This window comes from Solibacillus ferritrahens, assembly GCF_037027585.1.
Classification (GTDB): Bacteria; Bacillota; Bacilli; order Bacillales_A; family Planococcaceae; genus Solibacillus; species Solibacillus ferritrahens.
This window is the reverse complement of record NZ_JAXCLE010000002.1, coordinates 40,458-55,565: the sequence shown is the minus strand read 5'-3', so window position 1 is coordinate 55,565 and position 15,108 is coordinate 40,458. Positions and strand designations below refer to the sequence as shown.

15 protein-coding genes and 1 riboswitch are annotated in these 15,108 nt (G+C 37.6%); of the genes, 4 read left to right on the top strand and 11 right to left on the bottom strand.

All coding sequences use genetic code 11. The annotated features are described in order from the left end of the window. Nucleotides 1-17: 17 nt before the first annotated feature. From SNE38_RS02355 to SNE38_RS02345, 3 genes are all read right to left on the bottom strand, one after another. Nucleotides 18-5,924: an S-layer homology domain-containing protein gene (locus SNE38_RS02355; RefSeq protein ID WP_191702191.1), complete on the bottom strand. Its 5,907-nt coding sequence runs from the start codon at nt 5,922-5,924 to the stop codon at nt 18-20. A 170-nt stretch (nt 5,925-6,094) separates the two neighbouring features. Then, nucleotides 6,095-6,290, bottom strand: a riboswitch (cobalamin riboswitch). A gap of 162 nt (nt 6,291-6,452) precedes the next feature. Further along, the gene (locus SNE38_RS02350; protein ID WP_191702190.1) at nt 6,453-7,088 is read right to left on the bottom strand and encodes a thermonuclease family protein; all 636 of its coding nucleotides are present in this window, start codon (nt 7,086-7,088) and stop codon (nt 6,453-6,455) included. A gap of 20 nt (nt 7,089-7,108) precedes the next feature. Further along, nucleotides 7,109-7,690: a phosphatidylglycerophosphatase A family protein gene (locus SNE38_RS02345; RefSeq protein WP_191702189.1), complete on the bottom strand. Its 582-nt coding sequence runs from the start codon at nt 7,688-7,690 to the stop codon at nt 7,109-7,111. A 119-nt stretch (nt 7,691-7,809) separates the two neighbouring features. Here SNE38_RS02345 and SNE38_RS02340 point away from each other — a divergent pair, with 119 nt between their 5' ends. The 3 genes from SNE38_RS02340 to SNE38_RS02330 all read left to right on the top strand — a co-directional run bounded on the left by SNE38_RS02340 (nt 7,810) and on the right by SNE38_RS02330 (nt 9,646). Next, nucleotides 7,810-8,529: an alpha/beta hydrolase gene (locus SNE38_RS02340; RefSeq protein WP_191702188.1), complete on the top strand. Its 720-nt coding sequence runs from the start codon at nt 7,810-7,812 to the stop codon at nt 8,527-8,529. Nucleotides 8,530-8,698: 169 nt separating this feature from the next. After that, on the top strand, nt 8,699-9,214 hold the full coding sequence (locus SNE38_RS02335; protein ID WP_191702187.1) for a YjcG family protein: 516 nt from the start codon (nt 8,699-8,701) through the stop codon (nt 9,212-9,214). A 3-nt stretch (nt 9,215-9,217) separates the two neighbouring features. Beyond that, entirely contained in the window at nt 9,218-9,646 is a 429-nt protein-coding gene (locus tag SNE38_RS02330; RefSeq protein WP_191702186.1) for a GNAT family N-acetyltransferase, read from the top strand. Between the two features lie 170 nt (nt 9,647-9,816). On the opposite strand, the gene SNE38_RS02325 is transcribed toward SNE38_RS02330, so the two are convergent. The 6 genes from SNE38_RS02325 to SNE38_RS02300 all read right to left on the bottom strand — a co-directional run bounded on the left by SNE38_RS02325 (nt 9,817) and on the right by SNE38_RS02300 (nt 12,534). Then, nucleotides 9,817-10,065 carry a stage VI sporulation protein F gene (locus tag SNE38_RS02325; RefSeq protein WP_191698606.1) on the bottom strand — a complete coding sequence of 83 codons (249 nt, stop codon included), beginning with the start codon at nt 10,063-10,065 and terminating at the stop codon, nt 9,817-9,819. A 14-nt stretch (nt 10,066-10,079) separates the two neighbouring features. After that, nucleotides 10,080-10,253 carry a YjcZ family sporulation protein gene (locus tag SNE38_RS02320; RefSeq protein WP_191702185.1) on the bottom strand — a complete coding sequence of 58 codons (174 nt, stop codon included), beginning with the start codon at nt 10,251-10,253 and terminating at the stop codon, nt 10,080-10,082. 62 nt (nt 10,254-10,315) lie between these two features. Continuing rightward, on the bottom strand, nt 10,316-10,690 hold the full coding sequence (gene spoVAE, locus SNE38_RS02315; protein WP_404828997.1) for a stage V sporulation protein AE: 375 nt from the start codon (nt 10,688-10,690) through the stop codon (nt 10,316-10,318). Next, a complete protein-coding gene (locus SNE38_RS02310; RefSeq protein WP_191702184.1) occupies nt 10,687-11,682 on the bottom strand; it encodes a stage V sporulation protein AD in 996 nt (331 codons plus the stop codon). Before SNE38_RS02310 ends, spoVAE begins: the two co-directional genes overlap by 4 nt. After that, nucleotides 11,676-12,131: a stage V sporulation protein AC gene (gene spoVAC / locus SNE38_RS02305; protein WP_191702183.1), complete on the bottom strand. Its 456-nt coding sequence runs from the start codon at nt 12,129-12,131 to the stop codon at nt 11,676-11,678. The genes SNE38_RS02310 and spoVAC overlap by 7 nt, the downstream gene beginning before the upstream one ends. 1 nt (nt 12,132) lies before the next feature. Next, a complete protein-coding gene (locus SNE38_RS02300; RefSeq protein WP_191702182.1) occupies nt 12,133-12,534 on the bottom strand; it encodes a YhcN/YlaJ family sporulation lipoprotein in 402 nt (133 codons plus the stop codon). A 158-nt stretch (nt 12,535-12,692) separates the two neighbouring features. On the opposite strand from SNE38_RS02300, the gene SNE38_RS02295 reads away from it, so the two are divergent. Further along, the gene (locus tag SNE38_RS02295) at nt 12,693-13,205 is read left to right on the top strand and encodes a CotY/CotZ family spore coat protein (RefSeq protein ID WP_191702181.1); all 513 of its coding nucleotides are present in this window, start codon (nt 12,693-12,695) and stop codon (nt 13,203-13,205) included. Nucleotides 13,206-13,247: 42 nt separating this feature from the next. On the opposite strand, the gene SNE38_RS02290 is transcribed toward SNE38_RS02295, so the two are convergent. Continuing rightward, entirely contained in the window at nt 13,248-13,568 is a 321-nt protein-coding gene (locus SNE38_RS02290; protein WP_225223608.1) for a 4-diphosphocytidyl-2C-methyl-D-erythritol kinase, read from the bottom strand. Between the two features lie 40 nt (nt 13,569-13,608). After that, nucleotides 13,609-14,979: a magnesium transporter gene (mgtE, locus tag SNE38_RS02285; protein ID WP_191702179.1), complete on the bottom strand. Its 1,371-nt coding sequence runs from the start codon at nt 14,977-14,979 to the stop codon at nt 13,609-13,611. Nucleotides 14,980-15,108 lie beyond the last annotated feature (129 nt).

Here is a 15,108-nt window from a genome sequence, read left to right as displayed (position 1 = left end):
ATTGGGTTAGTTTGAAATTACATCATGTCTGCTATAGTTAACGCACGTTTCAGGATTTTTGCTGTTTGCGATCTCGTTAAACTTTCTCTTGGATCAAATGTTCCGTCTTCTTTACCTGTCATAATATCGAGGCTGCTTAATAGCTCAATATAACGTAAATATTCAGCGCTGATTCTATTAGCATCTTTGAAATGAATGTCACCATTTTCCTTAGCCATTACATTTAGATATTCAAGGATACGTCCTGTAAATGCGGCTGCCTGCTGACGTGTAATTGGCGCTTCCGGATTAAATGTGGAAGCAGTTGTACCTTTCGTAATGCCGGCCTCAAACAGTGCTTGGATATCTTTCTCATACCATTTGCCCGATGTATCATTAAACGGATTTTCTCCTGATGTTTGTAATCCCAGCGCCCGGCTAACTAATGCGGCAAATTGTGCACGTGTTATTGGCTTGTTTGGTTCAAACGTCTCCGGAGTTTTACCTTGAATTATAAGACGGCTGGCTAAAAACTCTATTTCATCTTTATTTGCAAGCTTTTCTATATCTTTAAAAGTAACTTGCTTTTCAATAATGACAAATGTACCGCTTATTTTTGTAAATAATACAATTTCGCCGTTAATCACTTTATGTGGAACAGGCTTATACTCGCCATCAATAAGCTGTAGAACAACAGTATTTGGTTTCACCTCATCAGCTGGTAGCGTTACTTTCACATATTCTTTGCCCAGAGAAATAGGCTTTATTTGTCCTTGTGAAGTCTCAACTCCAAAATTCACCGTAAATTCTTTGCTCTCAGTACTTGAAACAATAGAGGCAACTAATTTTTCATCTTCTGCAAGAATAATGCTTTTTAATGAAGACGTTGGGAGTTCTAAATTTTTGCCATTAATTTTAATGACAAGTGTTTGCATATCATTTTCAAGGTATTTCTGAATATTCTCAGCTGTAATAAATGCTTTGTCACTGCCATCTTCAACTGTTATTTCAGCTTTTGTATTCTCTTTGCTTTCTTCCTCACTGTCTTCATCCTTGCTTGGTTCTTCTGTACATTGTTTATCTTCATCTGTACATTTATTTTTTTCTTTACAATCCTTTGTTTCGTCCTTACACTCTGCTCCTCCACCAGGAGTGGCACCAGGTGCTGAACCATTTTCGATTCCATCCACATAGCCGCCAATATCTTTTCCTAGATCCAGTGTGTACAGCCATTCAACAGTATCACCGGGAGATAACGTATAAATTCCCGCAGAGTATGATGGGAAGCTTCCATTTACACGATACATCCATCCACTTAATGGACCACGATCAAACTCATAAAGACCTGCTATACCTTCAATATAAGTACCATATTGCGTTTCACGGTAACTTAACGAAATACCGTTCTCTGCTGTTACACGCTTTAACACGTCAACTACTGTTTCCCCTGGGAATAAATCAACAGTTGTTGCTCTTAATGGAATTTCCGATGAGGAAATTTTAATTAGGAATGTTGTTTTGCCGTATGCGAGATTACCACCTGGACTGTTATTTCCTCCTCCAGCGCCAGGTTTACTTCCATTTTCACTGTCACCAGGTTTAGAAGGATTATTTTCATCATCTCCCGGATTTGATGGATTGTTTCCACCGTTTCCTGGATTTGATGGATTATTTTGCTTAGTATCGGTCATATCATAAAGTGCTGTTTGCCCGTTTAACAAGCGATGATAGGCAGCTAATGTATATCCTACCTGTTCAGTTGCCATACCATTCGCTTTCGTTTCAGTCAGAACATGTTTAAAGCCACCATCTTCTTTACTGTAGTAGGTCATAATATTCGAGATGACCTTATTAAAACGAGGGTCTTGATTTGCATCTATTCCTAAGCTAGCTAGTGCTGTGATAACTTGCGCTGCACTTTCAGCATTTTCTGTATTCCATGATTTATAGCCGCCATTTTCCTCTTGAATAGCAGATAATGTAGCTAATGCATGATCAACAGATTCTTTTACTTGTGGGTTACTGTTGTAATATGGCGCTAACGATTGGATAGCCATCCCTGTCATATCAGGATCTGCCTTAGTTCCTGATAGAGCCCAGCCTTTGTCTGCTAGTTGTTTATCTAAAATAAAATCAATCAGTTTCTCACGTGTAGTAGTTGCTGAATTTGGTAAGTCGAATCCCCAAGTATCCAGCGCAATTAATGCAAAATAGGCACCATTTACACCTTGCCAAACGACTTTATCGTAATCTGACAGTTTTTCAATTAAATTATAGCCGCCGACATTTGAAGGATCTTTTCCAATAGCGGTAAGAGCAATGATTAGACGTGAATACTCTGTGTATTTCCTTTGATCTAAGTCGCCATTTTTTGAAATGACATAGTCCACTACATTATTGTAATAAGTGTTGTAATAGGATTCAGGAACTTCATATCCACCACGAGCTAAAGTAATAATCCACCATTCACTGCCGAATTTAGGATTCGGTAATTTATCTATCATGTATTTTCCAACAGTATTGTAAGCCTGTTGAGTTGGTATAATTACTTTAGATTTTGCACCTAATTTTTTCGCTTGATTAAATGTTTCCGTGGATTGGTTTAATGCTAATACTTTTGCATCGATTGCAACTTGTGTTTTATTCTCATCTGCAAGTAGTTGTTGTGCTGAGACAATGATATTTGTATAAGTATCTACTTCCGCTTGCGTTACCCAATATTCTGTTGGATCTATATCTTTTCCATCATTGCTTATTTTTACGGAATCTTTATTTACTCCAGCCTCAATAATCGATGTCTGTAGTTTGGTTTTATCAACAGGACCATCGATAATTGTAATTTTCGGGAAAATGCCGTAGTATGCCTCTATTTCGGAAGCAGCAAAGTTAGGATTTGCCCCTACAGTTGGGTTAATATTTCGATGGTCACCGATAGGACTTCCGAAAAAGCTTAATTGGATATGACCATCATGCAAACTGTATTCGCCCTCATAGTCTTCTGGAATTGTAAAAGTTATACTGTTTCCAATTGTTGTCATATTATATTGAACTGCTTGACCAACAATGGATGTATGATTATTTCCACCTAGGTATTTTAATTGACCACGGAAATTATATATTCCTGATAATTTGTTGGCCGGGAAAGAAATACCTTTAAATGTAACTTTCACTTTATCTCCTGCTGCAATTTCCCCATTAGGATTTGTAACATTCTCAATTGTTATGTCAAGCGGACGCGCAGTCATTACATGATATTCAGCCTTACCGTCCTTCTCAACTTTAACTATATTACGTCCTTCAGTTAGTAATACCGTATAAGAACCATCTTCGTTTAACGTTATATTTTCTGTTGAAAATTCAGCATTGCCATAAGAAACAGTACCTGCTGCATGATTAATTTCAGGGCGTAAAATACTTACTGTACTATTGGCAGTTGGCGTAAATTTGAAAAACGCTCCCGGCTCACCTTTAACATAGTAAACACTATCAATATCTGCATCATAAATGCCGTTTTGAAGGTTATTTACCTTTTTTTCATTTGCCTTTTGATTACGTTCTTTATTACTTTCAATTCCTGTTGAAATACCTGTTTTACCTTGACCAACAGTTACTACGAATACACCGACATTTTCTGGCCAAATGGCGCTATACGCATCATCTGCCGCTTTAATATCTGTTGAACCATTAACCTTCAGAGCATCGTACGTAACTTTTACAATAGCTGTCCCATTTTTTATTGCTTTTACTATGGCATAGCTCCCTGGTTTTCCAGGCTCAATTTCAACTACGTCATTACCTGTAATGATTTCATAGTTAAAATCAGGCTCGAAGAAGTAGTTCGTAATGCCATCTATTAGAGCTTGCCAACTACGAAGAGGAAGCAATTTAAAGTTATCGCCTTGACTTAATTTTAAATGGTTTTGTTCGTTGATATTTAGATAAATATTCCCCTCGAAATGTGTACCTTTATTTAAGACTGCTCTCGGTGATAAAATATCCAGCTGCTTTTGTGTGACTTCCAAGGCAGCATTTTGTGCGTTGGCTGTAAATATACCTGTATTTGTAAGTTTTCCTTCTTGGCTAACACGGTAGTTATATTGCCCATTGTTAGCAAGCTTGTACGAAAATGTTTTTGTTCCATTACTATTTACAGTCGCTTCACCTTCAGGCTTAATTTCTTCAAATGAAATGAAATGTTTAATTTTTCGTCCTAAAAACAATTCCGCTTCCAGAGGTACTGTGAATGTTACATTCCCTGAAAAAGGAATGGACCCGCTAATTGATTGTGCCGATCCTGCAATTGTTACTGTAATACTATTTTTTAGAGCTGTGTATTCCTTGTGTGTTGAAATAGGTTCAAAAGAGTAAAAGTATGTTTTTCCTGTGAGACCTAATACAGGTATGTGACCACTTGACAGTTCATCACCAAACTTTAATGACGTGTCGTCGTAGCTATCCAGGCCTACTTTAATGGTATAGTCATTTCCGACTTTCCAGTTTGTGTTGGTTGCCTTAAAATTAAGCTGACGGAACTGATATTCCTGCTTTGGTTCAGTTGTAACAGTTAGTTTACCACCACCAACACTTTTCTCGCTGCTGTCAAAACCTTCATAACGGTAATCACCGGCTTGTAAATTTGCTGTATATACTTTATACGTACCTACAACACCAGTTCCGATATTTACTTCCTGATTGTTAGCATCAAAAAGCTTGAATGTAACGGTCTTTGGTGCAATAGTGAATTTCACTTCATTTACTGTAGGTACAGCATTTTTTAATCCTTCTTTTTTTACTGCATTAAATGAATCTGTTGCTTGATTTAGTGCCAAAACTTTAGCATCGATAGTATCTTGAATTACTGCTTGATCTGCAATAAGCTGTTGTGCAGAAACAATGATATTTGTATAAGCGTCAAACTCGGCTTGAGTAACCCAATACTCTATAGGTTCCACATCTTTGCCATTAGAGCTTATTTTTACTGAATCTTTATTTACTTCAGCAGTATTAACTGCTGTTTGTAATACAGTTTTATCAGTTATTATTACATCTACTTGCCCCTCAAGAGCAGCTTCTAATTGTTTTAAAGCGTCATCAATATTTGTTTGACTGCTTTCCATATCTTTTAACTGTTCATAAGCAGCGTCGTAGGCAGATTTTACACTTTGATTAGCTAAAATTACTCCTTTATCCGGATTACTATTAATTTCGGCAACCTTTGCTGTAAGCCTGTCTTTGTTAGCGACTTCGATATAGGGTAATTCAAAACTAAAACCAAGGTCACCACCGTAACCGTATACTGTAAACTGTAACCGAATTACACTTCCGTCTGTAACTTCATATTCACTCATACCTACATCCGGCAATTTATGATTGGCAGTATACATCCAGCCTGACATATCGGTATAGTCAAACTGTCCAAGCCAGTCGCTGTTAGTTCTCGCTCCTATTGTAGAACCGCTTTTCAAAATTTCCTTCTGAATATATGTCGGAATATTAACAGTGCTTTCTGCATCTTTAATATTCGCAAGGTATGAGATATTTTCTTCATCCATACCATTATTATAGTTACCACTTCCAAGTACTCTGGCAACTACTTGTCCTGCCATTTCCCCTTCATAAAAAGGAACTTGGATGGGGTCAATTGCATATCCTTGTCCAAGTGTAAATTTTTCTACTGATACCGTCACATAGCCTGAAGGGAGAACTTCAGATAAGTTTGAGGAATTGATTTGCGCACTGTCACTCGTTGTCGGTAATGAAGGTGCATTCTTTGACGTCTCATCATTAGGGTGAAGACTCTGTTCATCATGGTTGTATGTACTAGAAGTGGCATTTGATTCTTCTGCTTCAAATCCTTGCCCTTTCACGATTGCAGCGGGTGATAATAGCGAAAATGACAATATGAATATAATCGCAATACTTAACCACTTTTTATAAATTTTCACTTACAAAAACCTCCTATTTTGTTATAGTGAATGTTTTTGCTCTTAACTCTCTACAACAAAAAAACGGTGCTTCTCCATTTAGAGAAACACCGGTAAACAACAGAAAAAAAGGGTATAAAATATACCTGCCCGTCTATTTGCCGTAAGTTCTCCTAGCTTCCGAAGAGAGTTAATACGATAAAATAAAGGTAGGTCTCCTGGCTCATGTATCCCATTCAGAACCTTCCCATCTACTAGAAGCATTTTTCTTCATTCGACAGTGGTATACTCTGTGGTCGTCTACATTTACAGTTGCGGAAACAGCTTCGGTTTTTCACCGAATTCCCTTTTAAGCTCAAATTGAGCACCTTTATTCTGCAATCCTTATTCACATAACAATGAGTGTACCATATCACTTCCAAATCTTCAAAATATTTCGAGAGAACAAATATATTTTTCAAAAATTGTTTCCACTGTAAATAAAAAAAAACTTATGCAAATCGAACCTTCTCGATTTGCATATAGTCAATTTTTTTAAGAGAAATCTATTTACTTACTCACTTCTTCTGGATGAAATCCGTCATGCTGTAAGTAATTGTCGTGGGCCCAAATATTGAGTTTTTTCTGTTCAGCCTGTTGTTGAATTTCCAGCAGCTCTTTTTCCAATGTATCGTTCGGTTTATTTACATAACGCACTGCAGCAAGGCCTTCACTTAATAAAACTTCATGCAAGCTGATATTATCAACAAATGCGTATGCTAACAGCCGGTCATAATTATCCGTTTCTGGACCTTTGTCGAACAATAGCTGAACTGAATCCGCCTTTTCCAATAACGCGGTAGTACGTGCCTTCGCTTCTTCAGCATATGGCATCGGTTCGCCTTTATTATAGTTCATTTCAGGTGTATCGATCATAAGTAAGCGCACTCGCTCTGTTTTACCATCAATTTCAACATTGAATGTATCTCCGTCATTAGCATTTAAAAACTTCACATCAACCAGTTGTTTCCCTGTTTTGTCCATTACCATTTCAGGTGTAATGTTATATGCACTATTTTGCTCTGTAATTGCCGGTGAATCTGTCTGCTCTGTCTCTTGCTTCGGTTCGCTGAATACTAAATATAACCCTACTGCTAAAATGATTGTTCCACTCGTAATGAGCGTTTTAATATCTTTTAATTCCATTGTTATCGTTTAAACCCTTTCTATATCTCCGTGTTCAACTTTGGTGCAGGTCCTAATTCAACCGGGGGAATATCTGCAAATGTCCCGCCTTCTTCTTCTAAATCGCGCATACGGTGTGCCAGGCGTGATGCTGCACAAGCCGCAATACTTCCAACTAAATCATCCAAAAATGTATTAACTGATTCCCCAGCCTTTGTATCAAGCTTCTCAATAATACCGATCTTTTGCTTATCTAAATGACCGAATGTTGTCACCGCAATGCTTCCATAAGTAAATACAGAACCTAATGCCAGTGTTTCATCCACCCCAAACAACCCTTCATCTGATTCAATTATAGCTTGAAGCGGCGCAGATAATAACCTTTTTTCGGCTAGTTCATCAAGTTCTATTCCGACTAAGACCGCATGCTGTACTTCACGTTTAGTTAGCACACGTTCAACCGACTGAATACAATGTTCAATCGTTAAACCTTCATTATATGGGGATTGCATCGTATAAACGATTTCAGCAATATCTTCAATAGTTACATGGCGGCGTTCTAGAGCGTCATGTGTAGCTTTCGTCACTTCATCTGAATGTACACGAATTCTTTTATTATGCATAAATATATCCTCACCTTTATTTATATTAAGCGCCCATTCACTTGTCTACCCTCTATATTACACCTTTATTTTTCTTTATGATACAATTTTGAATACATCAATAGACAGGGGTGACAACTTTGGAAAAAGGCACAGTAAAAGACGTTGCTTTTTTTAGCAAGGCATTAAACGAGGAGTTGGAGCTGTTAATTTATATTCCAGCAAACTATTCTCCACTGTACGAATATAACATCTTAATCGCTTCCGATGGTAAAGATTACTTCCAGCTTGGTGGCATACCACGTTTAGCGGACGAACTAATAGATGGCTATATTATCGAAAATACAATTATCGTCGGTGTCCCATACAAAAATTATGTGGATCGTAAGCGAAAATATACTCCAACAGGCGACCAATTTGAAGCATATATGCGATTTTTGGCGCATGAGCTTGTGCCTTACTTAGACGAAGAGTACTCAACGGCACAAATAGGTGGCGGGCGCGCTTTAATCGGAGATTCCATGGCTGCAACGATTTCATTAATGACTGCTATCCATTATCCAAATATTTTCGGTAAAGCTGCTTTGCAATCGCCTTATGTAGATGAATATGTATTACAAGCTGTTCGCAGTGCAAACAACATCAATTTTCTTTCGGTGTACCATATTATCGGACTACAAGAAGATAAAGTGACTTTAAAAGATAATACCGTCAAAGATTTTCTGACACCAAACCGTGAACTTCACCAATTGTTGATAAACCATGGGATTGAGACCTTTTATGATGAATTCGATGGCAATCATACATGGACATATTGGAAGCCCGATTTAAAACGCGCATTAATTGAAATTTTCGGATAATAATGGGTTCTTAAATGTTTATTCATAGTTTTTTCTGTTATACTTATATCAATTGCGCCTACGGGGTATTAATGTCCAGTTTTTTTAATTTACTGAAAAAATTTCCCAAGGGAAAATTGGGCACCTAAAGGCTGATAAAATTTGAATAATTTTCTAGGGGGTAATGAATTTGAAATATGGTATTGTTGCTTTTCCATCTAAGAAAATACAAGATTTAGCGAACACTTATCGCAAACGTTATGACCCACATTATGCGTTAATTACACCTCACATTACTTTGAAAGATGCATTTGATGCGGATGAAGCCCAAATGGATCAAATATCCAGCAATTTACAGCAGGTGGCATCACAATTTGCCCCTTTACAAATTCATGCTTCACGAATCAGTTCATTTTACCCTATTACGAATACGATTTTTTTCCGAATTGATCCAACACCGCAATTGGAAAACATTCAAAAGCTGATTCAAGAAAAAATCAATTTTGGTGCGCCAAAGCATGTCTTTGTACCACATATTACAATTGCACAAAAGTTGAGCGCTTCCGAACATGATGATGTTTATGGTCAGCTGCGCATGGTAGGTGTTGATGAAAAGGATGTAATCGATCGTTTCCATTTACTGTACCAATTAGAAGATGGCTCATGGACAACTTATGAAACATACAAATTGACTGGAGCTGAGTAATACGTGTTTGAAGTAAAGTTAGTAACAACTGACGAAGACCGTGAACGCGCATATGCTTTACGGAAAGAAGTTTTCGTCAAAGAGCAAGGTGTTCCACTAAGCTTAGAAATAGACGAATATGATGAAACAGCCATCCACTTTCTTGTAAATGAAGGTGAAAATACGATTGCTACAGCGCGTCTACGTGAAATCGAGCCAAAAGTTGGCAAGGTGGAGCGAGTATGTGTTTTGAATAGCTATCGAGGGAAGCGCCTCGGTGTATTAATTATGCAGGCAGTGGAAGAATATGCAAAAAATGCAGCATTTAAAAAGCTTAAGCTTAATGCTCAAAGCTATGCCGTACCTTTCTACGAAAAGTTGGAGTTCGCTGTAATTTCTCCTGAGTTCATGGACGCCGGCATTCCGCATCGTGCCATGGAAAAGAGTATTTAAAAGATTGTATTATTCTTTCCATATGATATGTTATATCTATTTATAGGAAACGATAGCCACCAAGTAGATTTGCTTGGTGGCTATCATTGTTATAGATGTTGCTAAAAATAAGCACAATCTGTATTCACGTGTCTTTCCAGATTATCTCATATCTTGAACTGCAGTGAACTTTATTTCATCATTTTTTCGATTTTTGAAAAATCTAATGATTTACCGTCCTGAATGATTGATGCCACGATTTTTTCTTCTAGCTCACTAGATACCGGTTTATTTGCTAGTTTACTCACTTTTTTGACGATTTTACGAACTTGCTTTTCATCCGAAAAATCTGCATATGTCAATGCATTTGCAAGATTCATAATTTCATCAAAGTCAACGCCTGTTTTACGCTCAATATTTTTAAAAAATGAACGTTCCATTTGAAAATACCTCCTTAAATGATCACGCTACCAACGATAATAAGTAAAATGAATAGTACAACAATTAGTACAAACGTGCCACTATTGCTACCGCCATAACCTGGAGATCCATAACTTGGATATCCATAATCGCAACCTTGCTGCCAACCTTGTTGTTGTTGTTGCCAACCATATCCGTATCCTGACATACTAAACCCCCCTTTCTATTTTGTAGTGTATGCATACACACAAGAAAAAGGAGGGTATTCGTCTAGTCTACTTTGCCTTTTGGTTTAAATATTAATGCTGCAATAAATCCAAATATAATGGCTGCACTTATTCCAGAACTCGTCACCTCAAACATGCCTGTTAAAACACCAATCCAACCATGTTTTTCAGCCTCAGCCAACGCCCCATGTGTTAACGAATTCCCAAAAGAGGTAATGGGTACTGTCGCACCTGCTCCTGCCAAATTAATCAGAGGCTCATATAAGTTAAGTCCATCTAAAATCGCTCCTGCTACGACTAATATTGATAATGTATGACCGGGTGTCAACTTTCCTATATTCATTATTAACTGCCCTATTACACAAATGATACCACCTACTACGAATGCCAATAAAAATGAAAAGCCGATTGTCCTCACCCCATTCCAATTTCGATTGCATGTGCTGTGCACGGGATTGTGTCACCCTGCTGAAAAGTAAGCGGCGATAAAAGTGCACCAGTTGCTACTAATAATACGCGCTTATAGCGGCCTGTTTTAAATTGTTCCATCATGTAGCCACTATAAACTGCAGCTGAACAGCCTGGACCACTTGCCCCTGCTAAAAACGATGCATCTTCCCCATAAAACTCTGCACCTGCATCACGGAATCTTGATAAATCTTCTTTTTTCACACCGCTTTGTGCGAACATTGCAATTAAAATTTTTAATCCGATTTTCCCTAAATCACCAGTCATAATAACATCATAATCTTCCAGTTTTTGTGAGCGCTTTTGTAAATGCGCTTGAATTGTATCAAATGCTGCTGGCGCCATTGCTCCGCCCATATGATAGGGATCTGTTGCACCATAATCAATCACTTTCCCCACAGTCGCCGCTTCTATATATGGAAGCTTTTGCTCATGTTTTCCGATTAAAACAAATCCTGCAGCAGTTACAGTCCATTGTGAAGTAGCTGGTTTTTGAGAACCATAGTCAATAGGATAACGGAATTGTCGTTCGACAGAATTGTGCTGACTAGATGCTCCAGCAATAGCGAAATCACTTGCGCCGAGTTCTGTTAACAAAGCTGCAATTATCATCGATGAAACAGAGGTTGCGCATGCTGAAAACAGTCCTATAAATGAAACCGCCAGTTCACGTGCGGCAAAATTTGTAGGTGTCATTTGATTGACTAAATCGCCGCCTAATAAATAATCGATATCCAAATTATTTAAATTCGATTTCTTCAATATTATTTGACAAGCATCTGAGATGAGCATTGTATTACCTTGCTCATTCGTGGATTTTTGAACCCGTTCATCCTGACTTATCTTATCAAAATATGTTTGGAAAACACTCCGCTTTTCTAATGGACCTACAACAACGCCCGAAGAAAGAATTGCTGGTTTTGATTGAAATACGATCACCATGATGCGACACCTACCGATACTAATATCAATTTAATTAGCGCCACAAAAAAAGCGGATACAACTCCGAATAAAATAACTGATCCTGCAAGTTTAAACATATTGCCACCTACGCCTAAAACAAGCCCTTCGGATCTATGTTCAATTGCTGCAGAAATTACCGCGTTTCCAAACCCAGTTACAGGTACAGCGCTTCCGGCCCCCGCAAACTGTCCGAGTTTCCGATATTGACCAAACCCGGTTAAAAGCATTGCGAGAAAAACCATCGTTGCTACAGTCGGATTGCCCACAGTCTTTTCCGTGAAATCAAAAAAGATCATGTATAAAAATGATATTGCTTGTCCTATAGAGCAAATTAAACCGCCCACAACAAAAGCCTTTAAACAGTTTATGAGTATAGGTATTTTTGGTGTAATTTGATCCTTTAAAGTATTGTATTGTTGTTGTTTCAAATTACGTTTCCTCCTTCGCAAGCTTTTTTAAATGCTGTAATTCTTCCATCATTTTTTTTTGATCCTTTTCTTCCATAAGTTTGGTCGACTCCCAAAACATTTTAAAATCAGCCGAAACATTTACTGTAGTATTGGCAAATTGCTTTTCTAACTTCTTCTGCCAACGATCTTCAATTTTTTTACGATTCCACTTTTTTAAAGGCTTTAGTTGCATTGCTACAAATAATTCATTTTCAATTACGACAATATTTACTTGTTCAATTTCTGAATCCTTTTCAAAAAGTTTTTCAACTTCATGCTGATGTTGCGTATTGTCTGTTTTCGAATAAGTCACTACCTTCTCACGATCACCACAACCAGTAAGAATTACAATTAAACTTATTCCTAAGAGCGCTTTTCGCATGACAGTCCCCCTTATGTCCATTTTTCTCCAAGTATAACCTGTCGTATTTTGAATTATTCATTGGCCCAAGGAAGTTTTATAAAGCCCCATCATTCGCCCGATTCTTTCAGGAAACAGGTCATATTTTAGATAGAGTTAAGTTTTAGGAGGTGAAAATTATGGGTTGTGGAAGAGGAAATAGTGATTCAGGCAATCACTCTTCAAAAGGGTGTGTTTGTGAAGTTGTTCGCGCAATTTTAGAAATTCAAAATGCTGCAGTACAGGATGATTGTAATAAATGTACAACAAACTGCTTCTTAGAGCCACTTGGAGGAATTGTTAACCCTGCACGTTCAAATGCTGATACACGTGTGTTTACATTATTAAATAAAGATGGCTCACCGTTCTTTGCTACATTTTCAGGTAACGGATCGTCTTCTCCATGTGTATCGATTTATTTCCGTGTAGAGGATATTTTTGATGGCTGCTGTGCAACATTACGAGTTCTAATACCAGAAGATTCAAATGGGGATCCAGTAGATTTATTAAGTAATTGTGGTTCTAAGATTGATTTCCGTGAAGTATGTAGAGTTACACAATTCGAAGCTTCAGACAGCTGTATTACAGTTGATTTAGATTGCTTCTGTGCTGTTCAATGTATCGATGATGTGGACCTTGGCATTTGTGACTAATTGAAATATAAAAATGAGGAGCCAAATAATTGGCTCCTCATTTTAAACCGTATGATGAATCATTACAATTTCATTTGCATGGATCCAGCGCTTTGTCTGAAAACAATTCAATAATACTTGACTGCCATTTATTTTATCAATGGAAGCATGTATTCTTTCACCTGATTGTAAAATAAACAATAACATTCTTGGCTCCTTCATTGGCTTGGAGAAATAATTAAGCTGTCGGGCAATGAGGGAGTTTTCAATTTTTTCAGGGATAGGACGTACATAAATAGACGTACTTTCCTCCTCAATTTTCTTTTCTTGAATATAACTCGGACTTGCAATAAAAAGTAATGGATGAATTTCCACATTCCACATCCTTTTTCATACAATATGCAATAAAGTTTCAAATCGTTACTTATAGAATAAGACCAATAAAGGTCGTAGCCAATCCTAAATAAATAACAATACTCGTGACGTCGTTTAACGTCGTAATAAAAGGACCTGATGCAACGGCAGGGTCGACACCAAGCTTATGCATGATAATCGGAATAAATGATCCCGCTAATGTGGCGACAACAATGGAACAACAGATCGATGCCCCGACAAGTAAACCTACTATCAAGGTACCTTTCCAAAAGAAAATAATCCCCACTACAATAGCACCACTGACCAATCCCATAATTATACCTGTACTTAATTCACGAAGGACAAGCTTGAACTTACTTTTGCCTCCGATATCTCCTGTAGCAATACCACGAATCGCTACAGCTAGTGCCTGTGTACCACTATTTCCTGATGTGCCAGAAATGAGTGGAATGAACGTTGCTAGTAATGCGACTTTATCGAGAGTTGCTTCAAATATCCCCATTAATCCTGACGTAAGCATCCCTAAAAATAATAAAATAATCAACCAAGGCAAACGTTTTCCTGCTGCTCGAATCGGTCCTGCATCATTGTCATCCATGTCCGAAATACCCGCAAGTTTTGAGTAGTCATCTTCTGCTTCTTCTTCAATAACATCGATAATATCATCGAATGTAATGATGCCCTGGAGTTCTCGATTTTCATTAATAACCGGAATTGCCAAAAAGTCATAGTCTTTCATTAAGTTTGCGACATTTTCCTGGTCGTCGGTCACCTTCACCGAAAGGACACGATCACTCATAATATCACGAATATATAAATCTCCTTCTGCGACAATCAATTCTCGTAACGTCATGACACCAAGTAGTCGATGAGCGCTGTCGACAACAAAAATATAATAAATGGTTTCGGCAGTCTGCGCTTCTTGGCGTAATACCCGCATCGCTTCACGAACAGTTGAACTCTCCAGAACCGAAACATACTCAGTTGTCATGATTGCCCCTGCTGTGTATTCCTCATAGCCTAAAAGCTCATTGATCTCATCAACAGTTTCGTCATCCATCATATCTAAGTAATTTTCTCGTTGCTCAGTGTCTAATTCATTTAATATATCCACCGCATTATCGGTATACATAAATCCTAGCATCGCAGCACCATAGGATGGATCCATTTCATTTAAATAATTTTCATATTCATCATCTTCAATTTCTGTCGACTCAAAAATAATGGCCATTTCCTGAGGAGACAAGTAACGATAAATAACCTGCCTTATATCTGGACCTACCTCTTCGTAAAACTTTGCTTGATCAAATGGATGGAGAACTAAAAAATGTTCACGGAATGCCTCAATATTTTCCTCATCGAGTAGCATTCGCAAAAATTCCTCATCATACTGGACTTCATTCTTTTTTTCCTCTATCATGCTTGTCCCCTCCTTTCAATTACTGTAGTAATTCTATTATATGCTTACAATTTCCAATTTTCGCAACATCAAAATTAACTTTCATATTGCCATAATCAATATTAATATAGCAACGAACTATTTTATTAT

Excerpts from the sequence above, each read along its gene's own strand:
- SNE38_RS02350 (WP_191702190.1), bottom strand. The coding sequence starts at position 7,088 with ATGGAATTAAAAGATATTAAAACGCTCATTACGAGTGGAACAATCATT.
- SNE38_RS02345 (WP_191702189.1), bottom strand. The coding sequence starts at position 7,690 with ATGCATAATAAAAGAATTCGTGTACATTCAGATGAAGTGACGAAAGCT.
- SNE38_RS02325 (WP_191698606.1), bottom strand. The coding sequence starts at position 10,065 with ATGGAACGTTCATTTTTTAAAAATATTGAGCGTAAAACAGGCGTTGAC.
- SNE38_RS02320 (WP_191702185.1), bottom strand. The coding sequence starts at position 10,253 with ATGTCAGGATACGGATATGGTTGGCAACAACAACAACAAGGTTGGCAG.
- SNE38_RS02310 (WP_191702184.1), bottom strand. The coding sequence starts at position 11,682 with ATGGTGATCGTATTTCAATCAAAACCAGCAATTCTTTCTTCGGGCGTT.
- SNE38_RS02300 (WP_191702182.1), bottom strand. The coding sequence starts at position 12,534 with ATGCGAAAAGCGCTCTTAGGAATAAGTTTAATTGTAATTCTTACTGGT.
- SNE38_RS02295 (WP_191702181.1), top strand. The coding sequence starts at position 12,693 with ATGGGTTGTGGAAGAGGAAATAGTGATTCAGGCAATCACTCTTCAAAA.
- SNE38_RS02290 (WP_225223608.1), bottom strand. The coding sequence starts at position 13,568 with ATGTGGAATGTGGAAATTCATCCATTACTTTTTATTGCAAGTCCGAGT.
- mgtE (WP_191702179.1), bottom strand. The coding sequence starts at position 14,979 with ATGATAGAGGAAAAAAAGAATGAAGTCCAGTATGATGAGGAATTTTTG.